Annotated in this window: 18 protein-coding genes; 8 read left to right on the top strand and 10 right to left on the bottom strand. The window is 72.3% G+C overall.

The window, feature by feature from the left end:
- Positions 1-25: 25 nt before the first annotated feature.
- On the bottom strand, positions 26-1576 hold the full coding sequence (locus ACZ6W9_RS02255; protein ID WP_389958995.1) for an acyl-CoA synthetase: 1551 nt from the start codon (positions 1574-1576) through the stop codon (positions 26-28).
- Between the two features lie 178 nt (positions 1577-1754).
- Here ACZ6W9_RS02255 and ACZ6W9_RS02250 point away from each other — a divergent pair, with 178 nt between their 5' ends.
- Positions 1755-2570 (top strand): crotonase/enoyl-CoA hydratase family protein, encoded by an 816-nt coding sequence (locus ACZ6W9_RS02250; RefSeq protein WP_470116577.1) that lies wholly within the window; start codon positions 1755-1757, stop codon positions 2568-2570.
- Between the two features lie 47 nt (positions 2571-2617).
- Here ACZ6W9_RS02250 and ACZ6W9_RS02245 read toward each other — a convergent pair whose 3' ends face one another.
- On the bottom strand, positions 2618-3034 hold the full coding sequence (locus tag ACZ6W9_RS02245; RefSeq protein WP_389958989.1) for a DNA-binding protein: 417 nt from the start codon (positions 3032-3034) through the stop codon (positions 2618-2620).
- A complete protein-coding gene (locus ACZ6W9_RS02240) occupies positions 3010-3321 on the bottom strand; it encodes a hypothetical protein (RefSeq protein ID WP_389958986.1) in 312 nt (103 codons plus the stop codon). Before ACZ6W9_RS02240 ends, ACZ6W9_RS02245 begins: the two co-directional genes overlap by 25 nt.
- 199 nt (positions 3322-3520) lie before the next feature.
- Here ACZ6W9_RS02240 and ACZ6W9_RS02235 point away from each other — a divergent pair, with 199 nt between their 5' ends.
- From ACZ6W9_RS02235 to ACZ6W9_RS02225, 3 genes are all read left to right on the top strand, one after another.
- Entirely contained in the window at positions 3521-4723 is a 1203-nt protein-coding gene (locus ACZ6W9_RS02235) for a cysteine desulfurase-like protein (protein WP_389958983.1), read from the top strand.
- Positions 4724-4863: 140 nt separating this feature from the next.
- Positions 4864-5169 carry a hypothetical protein gene (locus ACZ6W9_RS02230; protein ID WP_389958980.1) on the top strand — a complete coding sequence of 102 codons (306 nt, stop codon included), beginning with the start codon at positions 4864-4866 and terminating at the stop codon, positions 5167-5169.
- Positions 5166-6248 (top strand): bifunctional WXG100 family type VII secretion target/C40 family peptidase, encoded by a 1083-nt coding sequence (locus ACZ6W9_RS02225; RefSeq protein WP_389958977.1) that lies wholly within the window; start codon positions 5166-5168, stop codon positions 6246-6248. Before ACZ6W9_RS02230 ends, ACZ6W9_RS02225 begins: the two co-directional genes overlap by 4 nt.
- A gap of 15 nt (positions 6249-6263) precedes the next feature.
- Here ACZ6W9_RS02225 and ACZ6W9_RS02220 read toward each other — a convergent pair whose 3' ends face one another.
- The 5 genes from ACZ6W9_RS02220 to pgfA form a co-directional block, all read right to left on the bottom strand.
- On the bottom strand, positions 6264-7385 hold the full coding sequence (locus ACZ6W9_RS02220; protein ID WP_389958975.1) for an NAD(P)H-dependent flavin oxidoreductase: 1122 nt from the start codon (positions 7383-7385) through the stop codon (positions 6264-6266).
- Positions 7386-7480: 95 nt separating this feature from the next.
- A complete protein-coding gene (locus tag ACZ6W9_RS02215) occupies positions 7481-8227 on the bottom strand; it encodes an SDR family NAD(P)-dependent oxidoreductase (protein ID WP_389958973.1) in 747 nt (248 codons plus the stop codon).
- Positions 8228-8300: 73 nt separating this feature from the next.
- Positions 8301-9680, bottom strand: a complete 1380-nt coding sequence (locus ACZ6W9_RS02210) for an FAD-binding protein (RefSeq protein ID WP_389958970.1) — start codon at positions 9678-9680, stop codon at positions 8301-8303.
- On the bottom strand, positions 9677-10591 hold the full coding sequence (locus tag ACZ6W9_RS02205) for a decaprenyl-phosphate phosphoribosyltransferase (RefSeq protein ID WP_470116576.1): 915 nt from the start codon (positions 10589-10591) through the stop codon (positions 9677-9679). The genes ACZ6W9_RS02210 and ACZ6W9_RS02205 overlap by 4 nt, the downstream gene beginning before the upstream one ends.
- Entirely contained in the window at positions 10588-11520 is a 933-nt protein-coding gene (pgfA, locus tag ACZ6W9_RS02200; RefSeq protein ID WP_389958964.1) for a cell envelope lipid trafficking protein PgfA, read from the bottom strand. The genes ACZ6W9_RS02205 and pgfA overlap by 4 nt, the downstream gene beginning before the upstream one ends.
- A gap of 117 nt (positions 11521-11637) precedes the next feature.
- Between pgfA and ACZ6W9_RS02195 the strand changes: the two genes are divergently transcribed.
- Genes ACZ6W9_RS02195 through ACZ6W9_RS02185 form a run of 3 tightly spaced genes read left to right on the top strand, consistent with a single transcriptional unit; the run spans position 11638 to position 13744 of the window.
- Positions 11638-13059 (top strand): acyltransferase family protein, encoded by a 1422-nt coding sequence (locus tag ACZ6W9_RS02195; protein ID WP_389958962.1) that lies wholly within the window; start codon positions 11638-11640, stop codon positions 13057-13059.
- A gap of 50 nt (positions 13060-13109) precedes the next feature.
- The gene (locus ACZ6W9_RS02190; RefSeq protein WP_470116575.1) at positions 13110-13325 is read left to right on the top strand and encodes a type II toxin-antitoxin system VapB family antitoxin; all 216 of its coding nucleotides are present in this window, start codon (positions 13110-13112) and stop codon (positions 13323-13325) included.
- The gene (locus ACZ6W9_RS02185; protein WP_389958956.1) at positions 13322-13744 is read left to right on the top strand and encodes a PIN domain nuclease; all 423 of its coding nucleotides are present in this window, start codon (positions 13322-13324) and stop codon (positions 13742-13744) included. The genes ACZ6W9_RS02190 and ACZ6W9_RS02185 overlap by 4 nt, the downstream gene beginning before the upstream one ends.
- Here the strand turns inward: ACZ6W9_RS02185 and ACZ6W9_RS02180 are convergent.
- Positions 13741-13968, bottom strand: coding sequence for a hypothetical protein (locus ACZ6W9_RS02180; RefSeq protein WP_389958953.1), 228 nt, complete (start codon positions 13966-13968; stop codon positions 13741-13743). The two genes, ACZ6W9_RS02185 and ACZ6W9_RS02180, sit on opposite strands and share 4 nt — an antisense overlap.
- A 146-nt stretch (positions 13969-14114) precedes the next feature.
- Between ACZ6W9_RS02180 and ACZ6W9_RS02175 the strand changes: the two genes are divergently transcribed.
- Positions 14115-14411 (top strand): hypothetical protein, encoded by a 297-nt coding sequence (locus ACZ6W9_RS02175; RefSeq protein WP_389958950.1) that lies wholly within the window; start codon positions 14115-14117, stop codon positions 14409-14411.
- Between the two features lie 7 nt (positions 14412-14418).
- Here ACZ6W9_RS02175 and ACZ6W9_RS02170 read toward each other — a convergent pair whose 3' ends face one another.
- Complete coding sequence (locus ACZ6W9_RS02170; RefSeq protein WP_389958948.1) at positions 14419-16317, bottom strand: hypothetical protein; 1899 nt, start codon at positions 16315-16317, stop codon at positions 14419-14421.
- Positions 16318-16458 lie beyond the last annotated feature (141 nt).

Below are 16458 nucleotides of genomic sequence, written 5' to 3'. Positions count from 1 at the left end.
TGTCCACGCGGCGCGGCCGGGTCGTTCAGATGGCACGGTCGCGCCCCTCCCAGTACGGGTCCCGCAGCCTGCGTTTGAGGAGCTTGCCGTTGGGCTCGCGCGGCATCTCCGCGATGAAGTCCACCGACTTCGGCCACTTCATGGTGGACAACCGGCCCCGGAGCGACTCGACGAGCTCGGCTGCCAGCTCGGGTGAGGGCTCGACGCCGGGTGCGGGCTCGACCACGGCCTTGATCTGCTCGCCCCACTCCTCGTCCGGGACGCCGAACACGGCCACGTCGGCGACCTTGGGGTGGACCATCAGCTCGTTCTCGATCTCGGCCGGGTAGATGTTGGCCCCACCGGAGATGATCAGGTCCGCCTTCCGGTCGCAGAGGAACAGGAAGCCGTCCCCGTCGAGGTAGCCGATGTCGCCGACGGTGAAGAAGCCGTCGAGGCGGCCGGCGTCGGTCTTGGCCCGGTCGCCCTTGTACTCGAAGTCCGCGCCGGCCATCTTCATGTAGACCGTGCCGGGAGTGCCGGGCGGGACGGGCCGCAGGTCGTCGTCCACGACGAGCAGCTCGCTGATCGGCCAGGGCCGCCCGACGGTGCCGGGGTGCTTCTTCCAGTCCTCGGGGGTCGCGATCGTGCCGCCGCCCTCGGTGGCCGCGTAGTACTCGTAGACGCAGTCGCCCCACCAGTCGAGCATCGCCCGCTTGACCGGTACCGGGCAGGGCGCGGCGGCGTGGATCATCCACCGCAGCGACGACAGGTCGTAGGCGCCCCTGACCTCCTCGGGCAGCGAGAGCAGGCGCTTGAAGTGGGTGGGGACCATGTGCGAGCTGGTCACCCGGTGCCGCTCGCAGAGCCGGAGCATCTCCTCGGCGTCCCAGCGGTCCATGAAGACGAGCGTGTGACCCATGTGCAGGGCGGAGCCGCCGAACTGGGTGACCGCGGTGTGGTAGCCCGGCGAGGTGACCAGGTGGACGTTCCCGCCGCCCGGGGTCATGCCGAACATCGCGAGCAGGAACGTCATCAGCTCGGCCCCGTCGTCGGGGTCCAGGCCGCTCAGCGGCCGGCGGACGCCCTTGGGCCGGCCGGTGGTGCCGGAGGTGTAGTGCATGGTGGCGCCCGCCGTACGGGCGGCCGGGGTGGTGGCGGGATGCCCGGCGACCAGTTCGGCGACCGGGCGCGCGCCCGGCACGTCCCCCAGGGCGAAGACCCGGGACGGGTCGATCCCCGACGCGGCCGCCCCGCGCGTGCCCTCGGCGGCGAAGCGCTCGTGGACGAAGAACGCGCGGGCCTCGCTGTCGGCGACGATGTGGCCGATCTCCGGGCCGGTGAGGTGCCAGTTGACCGGCGTGTAATACCACCCGGCCTGCAGCGCCGCGAGGTAGAGCACGAGCCCGTCCGCGCCGTTGGGCGCCAGGCCGCACAGTCCGTCCCCGGTCTTCATCCCCAGGTCCCGCAGCGCGTGCACGAGGCGGTCGGCGCGGGCGAGCAGGTCGCCGGCGCGGTGCGGGGTGCCGTCGGGGTCCACGGCCGCGATCCAGTCGGGATCGGCCTGCGCCAGTCTCCAGAAGCCGAGCGTGCCCATCACAGATCCTTCCCGACAATGCGAAAGGGCCCGACCGCCAAAGTGAATCACGTTCTCGTTATTGATGAAACCTCTGGTGATACGGGGAAGATGGAACGAGAATCTGTTCTCACAAGCATGGGCAGGGTAACCCGCCCGACCTGACCGAGCAAGCGCTTGACAGTAGACCGGAGGCCCCGTGGAACTCCTGCCGATCAGCACGCCGCACTGCCGGGTCGAGCGCGACGGCCACGTCGTCGTGGTGACCATGGACCGGCCGGAGGCCCGCAACGCCCTGTCGACGGACATGCTGGTCGGCCTGGCCGACGCCTGGGCCTACGTCTCGGCCGAGCCGGACGTCCGCGTCGCCGTGCTGACCGGCGCGGGCGGGACGTTCTGCGCGGGCGCCGACCTCAAGGCCATGGGCGCCCCCTCGGAGGACCCCCGGGTGCGGGAGCGGGCCGCGAAGATCCCCGACGTCCACTGGAAGGGCCTGCTGCGCGACCCCGGCGCCCTGCCGTCGAAGCCGGTCGTCTGCGCGGTCGAGGGGTACGCCGTGGCCGGCGGCACCGAGCTGCTCGTCGGCACCGACCTGCGGGTGGCCGCCGAGTCCGCCGTCCTCGGCCTGTTCGAGGCCCGCCGCGCGCTGTTCCCGATGGGGGGCTCCGCCGTACGGCTGCCGCGGCAGATCCCCTACGCCTTCGCCATGGACCTGCTGCTGACCGGCCGGTCCGTCACGGCGCGGGAGGCCCTGGAGATGGGGCTGGTCAACCGGGTCGTCCCGGACGGCAAGGCGCTGGAGGAGGCCCTGGAGCTCGCCGGCCGGGTCGCCGAGTGCGGGCCGCTGGCCGTACAGGCCATCCTGCGCACCCACCGCGAGACCCTGGGCATGCCCGAGGCCGAGGCGCTGGCGGTCGCCGACGCCATCGGCTGGCCGGTGATCGGCTCCGAGGACGCCAAGGAGGGCGCCCGCGCCTTCCGCGAGAAGCGCCCCGCGGTCTACCACGGCAGATGAGCATCGCCGGCACCCCGGCTCGCCCTCCGCCGGGGCGCCGGTAGACCTCAGACGCCGACGACCCTGACGGTCTTGCCGCAGAGCTTGTACATGTCGTCCTCGTCGGAGGTGAGGACGATCACCGGTCTGACGGCTTCCAACGCCGTCGCGGCCACCACTGCGTCGATGGCGTACTTGTGACCGTGCAGGCGGGCATCGCGAAGGAGGCCGATCGCCCGCGAACAAATCTCCTCGGTGACCGGCTCGACCTTCAACCGGGACAGGTGCCACCGGAGGCGGCCGCCTTTCACGCGGACGTCCTGAGCCTCGATCGGGGTCATAGCGCTGACCACGACTCGGAAGTCGTTGTCCTGGGCCTCACGCACGATCGCGGTCACTTTCGGGTCGGCGGCGCACCACCTGACGAGCCCCTCGCAGTCGAGGACGACGGTGCCGGCGCTCAGCCTGCTTCGTGCGCGCGCCATCCGCCCTCTTCCTGAAGCTCGGGCGCGGACTTCACCTCGCGGAACAGCTCGGCGGCCTCGTCGCGCAGCGCCTGCGGGATCGGCCCGGAAACCGTCTCGTTCTCCTGGAGCGCCTCCTCCAGAAGATCCCGCTCGATCTGCCGCTCGACTGCGGCGTCCACATAGGCCGAGAACCCTCGTGCTCCGACACGTTCCCTGACGGCTCGAATGTTGCCGGCACGCAGGGAGACACTGACCTTGGCCGCCGGGCCGTCCCCGGGGGCGAACCGTTGTTCAGACCCTTTCATCCATCCAGTTTACTACTTGAAGTAGCAATCGGAAGGTCTCTTCATGGTGGACGGCACGGCTTTCCGGCGACCGGCCTCGCGCACATCCCCGGACGATGATCCTCCGGATCGTTCTTGGGATCAGACGATTGAGCCCTTCGGGGGAGAAATGCTGATAATCGGGGAGCTGAACCAGGGACATTCGTCTTCAGGAGGCTTCATGACGTACGACGTGGCGACTGTGCGGGCGCACTTTCCGGCGCTGGAGGAGGGGGCCGCGCACTTCGACGGCCCCGGCGGCTCACAGGTCCCCGACGTGGTCGCGGACGCCGTGGCGGGCACGCTGCGCGCGGCGGTGTCCAACCGGGGCGTCATGACCGCCGCCGAACGCCGCGCCGACGGGATCGTGACCGGGGCGCGGCAGGCCATGGCCGACCTGCTCGCGGCCGACCCGGCGGGCATCGTGTTCGGGCGCAGCATGACGCAGCTGACCTACGACATGGCCCGCGCGCTGGCCAAGGAGTGGGGTCCGGGCGACGAGGTCGTGGTCACCACGCTGGACCACGACGCGAACATCCGGCCGTGGGTGCAGGCGGCCGAGGCGCGCGGGGCCACGGTGCGCCGCGCCGACTTCGACCCGGCCACCGGCGAGCTGCCCGTCGGGGCCGTCACGGGCCTGCTCACCGGGCGCACCCGGCTGGTCGCCGTCACCGCCGCATCCAACCTGCTGGGCACCCGGCCGGACGTCCCGGCGATCGCGGAGGCGGTGCACGCGGCCGGGGCGCTGCTCTACGTCGACGGCGTGCACCTGACCCCGCACGCCCTGGTCGACATGGGGGCGCTCGGCGCCGACTTCTACGCCTGCTCGCCGTACAAGTTCCTAGGACCGCACCTGGGGGTGCTCGCCGCCGATCCCGCGCTGCTGGAGACCGTGCACCCCGACAAGCTGCTGCCCTCGTCCGACGCCGTACCCGAGCGGTTCGAGGTGGGCACGCTGCCCTACGAACTGCTCGCCGGCACGACGGCGGCGGTCGACTTCCTCGCGGGCCTGGTTCCGGGGAGCGGGAGCCGGCGCGAGCGGCTGGCCGCCTCGATGGGCGCGCTGGAGGAGCACGAGCGGGCCATGCTCGACCGGCTCGACGCGGGTCTGACCGGCATCCCGGGCGTCACCCTGTACGGCGCGGCGGGACGCAGGCGCACCCCGACGACGCTGTTCTCCCCGGGCGGCGTCACCCCGGCCGACGCCTACCGGCTGCTGGCCGAGCGCGGGGTCAACGCGCCTGCCAGCAGCTTCTACGCGCTGGAGTGCTCGCGGAGGCTGGGACTCGGCGACGCGGGCGCGGTCCGGGCGGGGATCGCGCCGTACACCGACGAGTCCGACGTGGACCGGCTGGTGAAGGGCGTCCGCGAACTCGCCGGCTGATCCCATGCCCGAAAAACCCGGAAATTTGAGCCGTTTCTTATATGATCCTTTTCGGTAGCTTTGGCAGGTGATTTCGCACGAGCAGCCGGCCGACCCCCCACGAGCGGCCGGTTCCGGGGCGGCGGCGAAAGGACCCGATCGTGGCGACGGACATCGAGTGGAGCCGCCAGGCACTCCTCGAACTCGGCCGGCTGGCACACCGGCGGGGACGCGAGCTGACGGACGCCCGCGAGGGCTTCCCCGCCGAGGTGGGCGCCTCCCTCTTCGGCACGCTGAAGGGCGGCGCGGAGCTGGCCGCCACGGCGGGCCGGGTGGAGAAGCACGTGGACGCCGACGTCCGCGCCGGGAAGAACCGCCTCGACGACGTGGAGCGGGCCCTGGACAACGTCGAGCGGAACATCCGGAAGACCGAGCCGGGCCACGGGAAGGGCACACGCGCGGTATGACCGACATGGGAGCCGTGCGAAGCCTGGGCGGGGAGCGGCTGGTCGCGCTGGCGGCCAAGGCGGACGGGAACCCCGGGGAGATCCGCGCGATCGCGAAACGCTGGCGGGACGCCGCCACCAAGAGCGCCGAGCCGTTCGACGACCTGGACGGGGCGATCCGCCGGAAGGTGTACGGAGCCTGGCACGGCGACTCGGCCGACGCGTTCGTGCGGTACATGCGGGCCTATCCCGAGGCGGGCAACGAGCTGCGCGACACGCTCCGCGACTGCGCCAACGCCCTCGACGACGCCGCCGACGCCGTGCACACGGCCAAGAGCAAGATCGACGAGGTCTGCTCCGCCCTCCTCGACTGGCACCGCGGCAACCCGCGCGCCACCAAGGAGCAGATCAGCACGGCGGTCGGCCGGTCCGTCACCAGCGCCGAGGGACACGTGACCACGGCCGAGACCGCGCTCTCCACCGCCAAGGGCAAGATAGACGGGTACCTCCGCGACCTCTCCTCGACGTTCGGCAAGATCGCGGCCCCGGCGGGGCAGGAGTTCGCGCCCAAGGACGGCAGCGTCGACGGGTGGATACCGGCGGACCGCACCCCCGTCCGCACCACCTCGCTCGCCTCGGCGACCGGCGCCCCGCCCGGCGGCGCGCCCTGGTCACCCGGCGGCGGCGGGGGCGGCGGAGGCGGCGTCGCCACCGCGGACGCCCTGCCGTACGTGACGGGTTCGGGGACCGGGGCCGACATCGTGTCCGCCGTACGGACCCACCTCGGCAAGCCGTACGTCTGGGGCGCCAACGGCCCCCGCGCCTTCGACTGCTCCGGGCTCGTGTACTACTGCCTGAACCAGGCCGGGATCAAGATCGGCGACACCACGGCCGAGGGCTACCGGGTGAGCGGGAAACCGGCCACGCTCCCGCTCCAGCCCGGGGACGTGATCACCTTCGGCAACCCCGCCACGCACTGCGGCATCTACATCGGCGACGGCAAGATGATCCACGCCCCGCACACCGGGACGGTGGTCCAGGAGGCCAGGGTGGCCGACGTGGCGGGATCGAGGGCCGTCACCTACCGCCGCTTCACCTGACGGCGGGCGGGTCCCCTACCCGTCGCCCGACAGGCGGCCCAGGCGCTCGACGGCCTCGATGTACTCCTCGACCATCGTGAAGACCACCTCCTTGGCGGACCGCACCTGGTTCATCGCCCCGATGATCTGTCCCGCGGGGAAGGTCGCCAGCTCCGCGGCGTCGGACCGGCCGATCCTGCGCAGGGCGTCGGAGACCAGCATGAACTGCAGCGGCATCGGCAGCGTGCCGGGCGAGCCCTCGGCCTCCCACGCCTCGGTCCACTCGTTGCGCAGCAGGCGCGCGGGCTTGCCCGTCCACGAGCGCGAGCGGACGGTGTCGCGGGAGGTGGCCGCGAGGATGCGCCGCCGGGCCGGCTCGGGGGTGTCGGCCTCCTCCACGGCCAGCCAGACGGAGCCGGTCCACACCCCCTCGGCTCCGAGCGCCATGCCTGCCGCCATCTGCCGGCCGTTCCCGATGCCCCCGGCGGCCAGTACGGGCACGTCCACGGCGTCCACGACCTGCGGTATCAGCACCATGGTGGAGATGTCGCCGGTGTGCCCGCCCGCCTCGGTGCCCTGGGCGACGACGATGTCCACGCCCACCTCGACCTGCTTGACCGCGTGCCGGGGCGTGGAGGCCAGCGCCGCCACCCGCACCCCCCGCGCGTGCGCCGCCTCGACGACGTCGGCGGGCGGCGGCCCGAGGGCGTTGGCCAGCAGGGCGATCGGGTGCCGCAGCGCCACCTCGACCTGCGGCCGGGCGGTGGCGTCGGTCCAGCCGAGCAGGACCTTCCCCGCGCCCGCCTCGGAGTCGGGCAGTTCGGCCACGCCGTGCGCGGCGAGCAGGCCGTCGACGAAGCGGCGGTGCCCCTCGGGGATCATCCCCTGCAGCCGCGCCACCAGGTCCTCGGGCGAGTCGACGTCGAGGCCGGCGCCCTCGTAGGAGGCCGGCATGACGACGTCGACCCCGTACGGCCGGCCGCCGGCGTGCTCGTCGATCCAGGCGAGCTCGACCTCCAGCTCCTCCGGGGTGAAGTAGAGGGCGCCGAGCACGCCCATCCCGCCGGCGCGGCTGACCGCGGCGACGACGTCCCTGCAGTGGCTGAACGCGAAGATCGGGAATTCGATGCCGAGCATGTCCGTGACGCGTGTCCGCATGCGCCCACGGTACGACCGGCCCCGAATGACTGCAACGTGTTCTAGCTACGTAATTCCCTCCGCAGCGGGAACAGGAGATGAGAAGGGAACAGGTTTCAGCGTGGCATTCTGCGCCAGATCGCGCGCGGCAGCACGCGCATCACCGCGAACACCCACCGCAGCCGCCCGGGGACCCACACCGTCTCGGCCCCCGAGCGCAGGCCCGCGACCACGGCGTCGGCCACCTCGCCCGGGGTGGACGACATCGGCGCCGGGGACATGCCCTCGGTCATCCGGCCGACGACGAACCCGGGCCGGACCACCATCACCCGGGCCCCGGAGCCGTGCAGGGCGTCGCCCAGGCCCTGCGCGAAGCCGTCCAGGCCCGCCTTGGCCGAGCCGTACACGAAGTTGGCCCGCCGTACCCGCACCCCAGCCACCGAGGACAGGACGACCAGCGTGCCGTGCCCCTGCTCGCGTAGCCGCCGGGCGGCGGACAGCCCGGCCGAGACGTGCCCGCCGTAGTTGACCGCGACCGCCCCGGCGGCGGCCACCGGGTCGGCGTCGTAGACCGCCTGGCTGCCCAGGACGCCGAAGGCGGGGATCACCACGTCGAGGTCGCCGACCAGCTTCGCGGCCGTCTCGATCACCTCGCCGTGCGTCTCCGGGCGGGCGGCGTCGAAGTCGACCAGGTGCACCTCGGCGTCGCCGATGACGGGGGGCGTCCCCCCGGCGATGCCGCGGGCGGCGAGCACGACCCGGCGGGCGCCGTCGCGGACCAGCCGCTCGACGATCGCCAGCCCGATCTCGCTGCGCCCGCCGAGCAGCAGCACGGTGTCCACCGACCCCAGCGCGTTCCTCACGGAATGAGCCTCCTTCTCTCGGGACCCGGGCCCACCGGCCCCGGACGACCGGCCGCCCGTACGGCGCCGGCCCTCACAGCAGCAGTCTGCGGGCCAGGTCGGAGCGGAACACCCCGTCCGGGTCCACCTCTTCGCGGACCCCGCGCCACTCTCCCAGCCGCGGGTACATCGCCGCCACCGTCGCGGCCGACGCCCGGGAGTCCTTGGCGAGGTAGATCCGGCCGCCCGCCTCGGCCACCTGGTCGTCGAACCCGCGCAGCAACCGGGCCAGGCCCCGCCGCCCCGCCGGGATGTCCAGGGCGAGCGTCCAGCCGGGGACCGGGAACGACAGCATCCCCGGCGTGCCCGGCCCGAACCGCTTGAGCACGGTCAGGAAGGACACCACGCCCTCGGCGGACAGCCGGGCGACGATCCGCCGCAGCGTCGCCTCCTGCCCGAACGGCACCGCGAACTGGTACTGCACGAACCCGCGCGAGCCGTAGACCCGGTTCCAGCCGTCCACCCCGTCGAGGGGGTGGAAGAAGGGCGCGATGCCCTGGATGAGGCCGGTCGCCGGGCGCGACTTCGCGTACCACGCCTCGTTGAACGCCCGCACGGTCAGCGGGTTCAGCAGGCCGTTGGGCGCCCAGGGCGGGGCCTTGAGCACCGGGCCGGGGCCGAACGCCAGCGGGTCGGCGCCGCGCGGCAGCTCGTCGCGGGACGCGTGGTCGCCCCGGGTGAGGACGCTGCGGCCCATCCGGCCGCCGCGGGCGAGCAGGTCGATCCAGGCGACCGTGTAGCGGTAGCGGTCGTCGGTGGCGGCCATCGTCTCCAGCGTCTGGTCCAGGTCGCGGGTCCGCTCGACGTCCACCCGGACGCGGGAGGTCTCGATCGGCACGCACCGGAAGACCGCCTCGGTGATCACGCCGGTGAGCCCCATCCCGCCGACCGTGGCCCAGAACAGGTCACCGTCCGGCACCGCCCCGCCGCCACCGGAGCCGGCCGCACGGTCGCCCCGGTCTCCGTCCGGGGTGACCGTGCGGGTCTCGCCCGAGGCGGTGACCAGGGTGAGGGAGCGCAGGTGGGCGCCGAAGGAGGAGTCGACGTGGTGGTTCTTGCCGTGCACGTCGGCCGCCACCGCGCCGCCGACGGTCACGTGCCGGGTCCCCGGGGTGACCGGCACGAACCAGCCCCGCGGCACCAGCGCGGTCATCAGGTCGTGCAGGCTCACCCCCGCGCCCGCGGTGACCAGGCCCGTGTCCTCGTCGATGGACCACGTGTCGAGCCCGGTGCAGTCGCAGACCAGCCCCCCGGCGTTCTGCGCGGCGTCGCCGTAGGAGCGGCCGAGCCCCCGGGCGGCGACGCCGCGGCCGGGGGCCCGCCGTACCAGCTCGGCGACCTCCTCGGCGGAGCGGGGGCGGGCCAGGCGTGCCGGGGTCGGCGCGGTACGGCCCCAGCCGGTGAGAAAGGTCATGAAAGGTAGATTCCCACGAGCAGAGGCACGAGCAGCAGTCCGGTGAAGAGGAGCAGGGGCCGGTCACGCAGCACGAGCTCCTCGGGCTCCTCGCCCACCCCACGGTCCACCAGCAGGTTGTGCCGCAGGACGATGAGCACGAACGGCACGATGCTGATCGCGTGGAAGGGGCCGGGGTGCCGCTCGTTCAGCGCCCACAGGCAGTAGGTCACGATCATCGCGCCCGAGGACATCGCCCGGACCCCGGCGAGGTAGCTGGGTGTGTAGGCCGACAGGGCCCGCCGGGCGGAGTCGCCGGAGGCGCGCAGCTCGGCCTCGCGTTTGCCCGTCACGAGCAGCAGCGAGCCGAGCGAGACGACCACCAGGAACCAGCTCGTCACCGGCACGTCCACGGCGACCGCTCCGGCGAGGGCGCGGACCACGTGGCAGCCGGCGACCGCGACCAGGTCCACCACGGCCTGGTGCTTGAGCCAGAAGGTGTAGGCGAAGGTCAGCGCCAGGTATCCGGCGACGACGGCGGGCAGCCGCCAGTCGCCGGTCAGCGCGGCCAGCGCCGGGCCCAGCAGCAGCAGGACGACCCCGACGATCCGCGCGAGCCGTACGGTGACCAGCCCCGCCGCGATCGGACGGCGGCGCTTGCGCGGATGGCGGCGGTCGGCCTCGACGTCGGCGGCGTCGTTGAGCAGGTAGGCGCCGCTCGCGGCCAGGCAGAACGCGCCGAAGGCGATCGCCGTGCCCAGCAGGCCCCGGGGGGTGGTCAGCACCCCCGCCGCCGCGGGGGCCGCGAAGACGAGGGCGTTCTTCAGCCACTGGCGGGGCCGGCAGGCCCGCAGCAGCGCCACGGGCGAGAACCTCGAGGAGGCGGGCGGGTCGTCCGCCGGCGGCCGCGCGACGGCCGTCTCCTCGTTCACCAGGTCGGTTCCCGCCGCCTGCGGCCGGCGATGACCATGAGGATCCCGGCGACCAGCATGACGACGCCCACGATCAGCAGGACCAGCGGGATGGTGACCTTCAGCAGGGTGATCTGGCTCTTGCCGTCCAGGGCCTTGCTCACCAGGGCGTCGACCGTCTTGGGGGTCATCCTCGCCGTCGCGTCGAAGGCGGTGATGGTGTGGGCGCCGTCCTGGGTGGTGAGGACCTCGTGGCGCTCCTGCTCCTGCCTCACCGGCGAGCCGGTCGTGGGCTCGACCCAGAAGGTGTTCCGGCCGCTGTAGTACCGGTCGACCTCGATGTCGCCGGTCGTGTCCGTCACCCCCATGATCGAGGCGGGGACGGTGCGGGTCTCGGTCTTCGTCTTCGGGACGTCCTGCTCGAACCGGTAGGCGCGCACCCCGTTGACGTTCTCCTCACCGACGAAGCGGGCGTCGAACGCCTTGCCGGCGGTGGCGTTGAAGACCCGGTAGGTCTTCTTCTGCACGTCGAAGGGGAACAGGTAGACCTGCCCCTCCAGCTTCACCGGCTTCTTGTCGATGTTGGCGGCGCAGCAGTCGACGGCCTCGCCGGTGTACTTGTTGAAGGCGCTGCGGCGGGGGACGAGCGAGATCAGCGGGTTGTCGTTGGTCACGTCGTTGACCGCCATGACCTCGTCCCAGACCACCCGGTCGCCCTGGGCCTGGGAGACGTCCCCCCGCGTGGTCACGGTGATGTCGGCGTCGCCGGTCATCACCTTGAGGTCCCCGGCGCTGAAGTACCGCGCGCCCGGGGCGGTCAGCTCGCTGATCCCGTAGTAGTCGGCCGGGGCGGCGATCAGCTTCGGTCCGACCTGGAACCGCACGAGCGGCGCCAGCACGATGAGGAACGCCCCCAATGCTATGAGGACTAGTCCGACGGTCCGGCGCATCTGGCCTCCTGGGGGTCCCGACCTGGGAGAATTAGGGGGATATATCTGGATTAACGAGGCTACTGGCCAGTATGTTAGTTGCCGAGAGTGACCGTCGTCACGTAGGGATGCGGAAAAGTGACCGAAACAGGTTCTGCCACGGAGGCCCTCTCCGGCCCGGATCCCGCGACCCCCCGCAAAACTACCCCCGAACTGCGCCTCCCGGACCCAGGGGACATCCCGGAACCCGCCATACCGGCCGCCGGAAACGCGCCCGCGACGCCGTCCGGGCCGCCGTCCGGGACCGGGCGGGCGACGCTCACCGAGGACGGCCCGGCGACGCCCTCCGGCGACGGGCCCGCGACGCTCACCGGGGACGGCCGGCTCGACACCCTCGACGGCGTGCGCGCCGTCGCCGCGTTCGCCGTCCTCGTCTTCCACGTGGCGACCGAGAGCGGGGCCGCGCTCGCGCCCGGCTTCGGCGGCGCGCTGCTCTCCCGGGGCGACGTGGCCGTGCCGATCTTCTTCGCGCTCTCCGGGCTGCTGCTCTACCGGCCCTTCGCGGCGTCGCTGCTGGCCGGGGAGGCGCCCGTCCACGTGCGGTCCTACCTGTGGAAGCGCGCCCTGCGGATCCTGCCCGCCTACTGGCTGGCGGTCGCCGCCGCCCTGCTCCTGTGGTCGCGCGACCACCTGTCGGACGGCTGGACCTGGCTGAAGCTGCTGACCCTCACCCAGAACTACGACACCCACCCCTGGTGGTTCGGCCTGGGCCCCAAGGGCCTCGCCCAGATGTGGAGCCTGTCGGTGGAGGCGGCCTTCTACGTCGCCCTCCCGCTGCTGGCGGCCGGGCTCGCGGCCTTCGCCCGGCGCGGCGGCCCGGACACGGACGTCCGGGCCCGGCGGCTGCTGACCGGGCTGGCCGTGCTGGGGGCGGTGTCGCTGGTCTGGACCCTGCTGACCTACTACCCGGAGTACCGCCCCTACCTGAACTCCTGGGCGCCCCGGTCGGCGATCTTCTTCGCCGCCGGGATGGCCCTGGCCGTCGTGCTGGCCTGGGACCGGGCCGACCCCGCCGGAGACTCCCCCGCGAGCCGGTTCCGGCGGGCGGCCTCCGCCTCCCCCGGCTCGTGGTGGCTGGTCGCCGCGCTGGCCTACGCGCTCGCGGCCTCCCCGGTGACCGGCACCCGCTTCCTCGGCATCGACGGCTTCTGGTCGGGCCTGTTCGAGATCGTCCTCTACACGGTCGTCGCCGCGTGCCTGCTCGTCCCGGCCACCCTGCCGCCCCCCGGCGACTCCCCGGTCCGGCTGCTGCTCGGCAACCGGGTCATGGCCTACCTCGGCCGGATCTCCTACGGGGTGTTCCTCTGGCAGTTCGTGGCCATCCATCTCTGGTACGGCTTCACCGGGCAGCCGTCGTTCACCGGCGGCTTCCTCGCCAACCTCGTCCCCATCGCGGCCATCACCCTCGCGCTGGCCGCCCTGACCCACCGCTTCATCGAACGCCCCGCCTACCGGCTGGCCCATCTCGGACGAGGAGAAGGCCGAAAGCCGATGCGATGACACATCGCGATGTATATTTGATGCATATCTAGGCATACAAGGGAGACGCGATGAGTCGAACCATGATCGATCTGGATGACGATCTCCTGGCCGAGGTGGCCAAGGCACTGGGAACCGGCACGAAGCGAGAGACGGTCAACACCGCTCTGCGCGAGGTGCTGGAGAACCGGCGACGCGCGCTGGCACTGACGCGGCTGCGCGCGGCCGCCGCCGACGGCGCCTTCGACCTGGACATGTTCGAGGACAAGGCGAACTACCGCCGGTGAGCGCCGCGCGGTTCCTCATCGACACCAGCGCTCTGGCCAGGTTCATGCGTGGCGAAGCCGAGACGTACGGCTGGGATCAGGCCGTCACGGCGGGACTGGTCGCCGTATGCCCCGTCACCGAGCTTGAGTTCTTCTACAGCGCGCGATCACCGGCAGATCGCGAGCAGGGCATCGAGGAGATACGTCGTCTGTTCGGATGGGTGCCCGTTGACGACCGTGCTTACGACCGGGCATGGCAGGTTCAGGCCCTCCTGACCTCCAAAGGGCTGCATCGCTCAGCAGTGCCGGTGGACCTGGTGGTGGCGGCCACCGCGGAGCTGAGAGGACTCACCCTGCTCCACCGCGACCGCGACTTCCAATGCATCGCCTCGGTCACCGGCCAGGCCCTCCAGTGGTACGGCCCCGAGAAAACAGGTTAATCGGAGCGGCCACCGAAGATCTTCGCTCGGGCTTCGGCCAGCTCCTCCTCGGTGAAGGCGCCCTCCCTCTCCTGATAGCGGCGGAGGTCCTCGGCGATCAGGTGGTGCCTGATCCGACGTGCCACGGCCTCGGCGACATAGCCCGAGACGTCGTCGGTCAGCTTCCTCAGCTCGTCCAGCTGCTCGGTGGGAAGAGTCACCGTGATGCGTGTGGTACCAGCCACAAGAGAAACATACTCCGGCGGGCTTCCGCGCGATCGGATGTCCTGGCGACCCGATCCCGCAAAGGTGTCCGCCACCGTCCGGACGGTACCTTCGACCTGGAGATCAACAACTGTGATGCCGTGGTACGCGGGGGTACGATCGAGCCATGGACGCTCCAAAGCCTCGTTCGATCGAGGTGAGCGTGCGTCAGTTCGTCAACGACTCCGGCAGCGTCACACGCGGCCTGCGTGAGGGAAGACGATACGTTCTGACGCTCAACGGCGAGCCGCTCGCCGAAGTGAAGCCGATCAAGCGTCGCCGGTTCGTTCCCACGGCTGAGGCGCAGTCCGTCTTCGCCACCGCCCCGGCCATCGACTGGGACGAGGTGCGGGCTGATCTGGACACGACGATCGATGACGAGCTCCACGATCCGCTTGAAAGCAGCGGGTGCGGCGACCTCTGAGGTCAGGTCAGGACGGGTTTTCGCCCTCGGGGGCCGGAGAGCCCAGGGCGACGGCGATCACGCAGACCGGGGCCTCCGGGTCGTTCATCTCGATCCGCATCCCCCGTCCGATCCCGTGCACCGGGAACTGGACCAGCCCCGAGGCGGTCCTGCGCAGCGACAGGACCGTGCGCTCCCCGCCGACCTCCACGGTGACCGAGGCGGGGCGGTCGGCCGAGTAGGACAGGCCGCCCACGGTGGCCCGGCCGCCGAAGGAGACCGCGTCGGGGAAGGACATCGCGCCCAGCAGCGTCCGCATGCACCGCTCGTCCGGGCCCCGGGTGGCGAAGAAGCCGGGGACGACGTTCATCCGCACCAGCTTCCCCTGCCGGTTGAAGACCCGGGCGTCCTCGGTGGGTTCGGGGTGGGCCATCCTCGCCCGCAGCGCCGGCCGGGCCAGCGGGGCGAGCAGGCGGTCGGTGAGCCGCCGCTCGCCGTTCACCGGCAGCACGATGTCGGGCGGCACCGGCGCCGGGTAGATCACCGCGGTGTCCGGGGCGGCGGCCAGCTCCGCGGCGGCCGCGTCGAGGTAGGCCCGGACGCGCTGGCCGTTCAGGGTCGCCCGGTACGCCTCGACGGAGAACACCGACAGCACCAGGTAGGCCCCGGCGGTGAGCCCCGCGACGAGGGCGAGCGAGGACCGTTCGGGGAGCGGACGGCGGTAGGCGTCCGTCTCCCCCGCCACCGGCAGCAGCGCGCAGCCCAGGCAGACCGCGAGGACCAGCGCGGCGTCGGCGACGTAGCGGGTCTCGGCGCCCACCAGTCCCAGGTAGCTGCCCCGGGCGATCACCGTGGGGATCGCGTCGGCGAGCACCAGGTACCCGGCCAGCGTGAGCCACGCCCGGTGCGCCCGGCGGCGGTAGACGAGCGTGGCCACCACCGTGACCGCCAGCACCGTCCAGGAGAGCGCCACGACGAAGCCGGACGGCGCGGCCAGGCCGCCCGCCGGGGTCGGCGTCCACGACACCGGCCCGCCGACCGCCCCGCTGGGGAAGGTACGGCCCAGCAGCAGGGAGACCAGGTCGGCCGCCACACCGGGTTTGGGAGCCGAGGCGCCCTCGCCCGGCGCGGTGTCCATCCGGTCGAGGTAGACGAGCGTGTAGGCGGCCAGCACCGCCGCGTGCGCCGCCCAGAGCCAACGGTTCGCCCGCAGTTCCCGCCACATCGAGCGGAGCCAGCCGGTCTCCCGGTCCCGCAGGAACGCCGTGGTCAGCGCGAACAGCAGGAAGGGCGCGAAGACGCCCTTGGTGCTGAAGGCCATGCCGGCCACGCACCAGATCAGCGCGCGCCGGCCGTACCCGGCGCCCTCCCCGCGGGCGAAACGCACCTGGGCGGTGAGCGCGAGCACCAGGGCGAGCTGAAGCGGGATCGCGTTGATCGCCGCGGCCCACCAGGTGAACGCGGGGAAGGTCAGCGGGCAGAACAGGAACAGCGCCAGCGGCAGCAGGATCGCCGGCCGGACGCCGAACAGGGTCCGCAGCAGCCGCAGCGCCAGCACGCCGAGCAGCGCCTGCGCGGCGAGCGTGACGGCCGACACCAGCGCCCAGTCGTAGGGGGCGACGCGGGACAGCACCCAGGTCAGCGCGATCGCGCCCGGCATGAAGTGGCCCTTGTGCACCCGGGTCAGGTAGTCGAGCGTGAAGTCCTCGCCGTAGGCGTTGCCGACGAACAGCAGGTCGTCCTCGACGAAGTAGGAGTCGCGCAGGACCAGCACGCGCAGCACCAGCGACGCCGCGATGAGGGCCGCCCCGCCCAGCGCCACCGGGCCGCGCAGGCGCGCCAGCCACCCGGGCAGCGTGAGCCGCACCGCCGGCGGCCCCGCCTCCGTCCCGCCCTCGGCGGTTCCCGTGTCCTTCGTGGCGTCCACCAGGCGTCTCCCTACGATCCGGTGTTCCGGTGGAACACCGTACGAGCTGTCAGGACCAGAGATGGTGCGGTGTTATGCTCCGGCCCACCTGGTTTGTCCAATTGCGGTGAGGAGCAGCGTTGGAGACCCCGCAGGCACCGT

The organism is Streptosporangium sp. NPDC053982 (assembly GCF_055585205.1).
Note: the sequence above shows the minus strand (reverse complement) of the source record. Positions and strands in the feature narration are given on the sequence as shown.

What these genes read in the sequence shown, in the direction of transcription:
- ACZ6W9_RS02240 (WP_389958986.1), bottom strand. Translation starts at nt 3,321, where the DNA reads ATGAAAGGGTCTGAACAACGGTTCGCCCCCGGGGACGGCCCGGCGGCC.
- ACZ6W9_RS02190 (WP_470116575.1), top strand. Translation starts at nt 13,110, where the DNA reads ATGAGTCGAACCATGATCGATCTGGATGACGATCTCCTGGCCGAGGTG.
- ACZ6W9_RS02255 (WP_389958995.1), bottom strand. Translation starts at nt 1,576, where the DNA reads ATGGGCACGCTCGGCTTCTGGAGACTGGCGCAGGCCGATCCCGACTGG.
- ACZ6W9_RS02225 (WP_389958977.1), top strand. Translation starts at nt 5,166, where the DNA reads ATGACCGACATGGGAGCCGTGCGAAGCCTGGGCGGGGAGCGGCTGGTC.
- ACZ6W9_RS02210 (WP_389958970.1), bottom strand. Translation starts at nt 9,680, where the DNA reads ATGACCTTTCTCACCGGCTGGGGCCGTACCGCGCCGACCCCGGCACGC.
- ACZ6W9_RS02235 (WP_389958983.1), top strand. Translation starts at nt 3,521, where the DNA reads ATGACGTACGACGTGGCGACTGTGCGGGCGCACTTTCCGGCGCTGGAG.
- pgfA (WP_389958964.1), bottom strand. Translation starts at nt 11,520, where the DNA reads ATGCGCCGGACCGTCGGACTAGTCCTCATAGCATTGGGGGCGTTCCTC.
- ACZ6W9_RS02220 (WP_389958975.1), bottom strand. Translation starts at nt 7,385, where the DNA reads ATGCGGACACGCGTCACGGACATGCTCGGCATCGAATTCCCGATCTTC.
- ACZ6W9_RS02245 (WP_389958989.1), bottom strand. Translation starts at nt 3,034, where the DNA reads ATGGCGCGCGCACGAAGCAGGCTGAGCGCCGGCACCGTCGTCCTCGAC.
- ACZ6W9_RS02175 (WP_389958950.1), top strand. Translation starts at nt 14,115, where the DNA reads ATGGACGCTCCAAAGCCTCGTTCGATCGAGGTGAGCGTGCGTCAGTTC.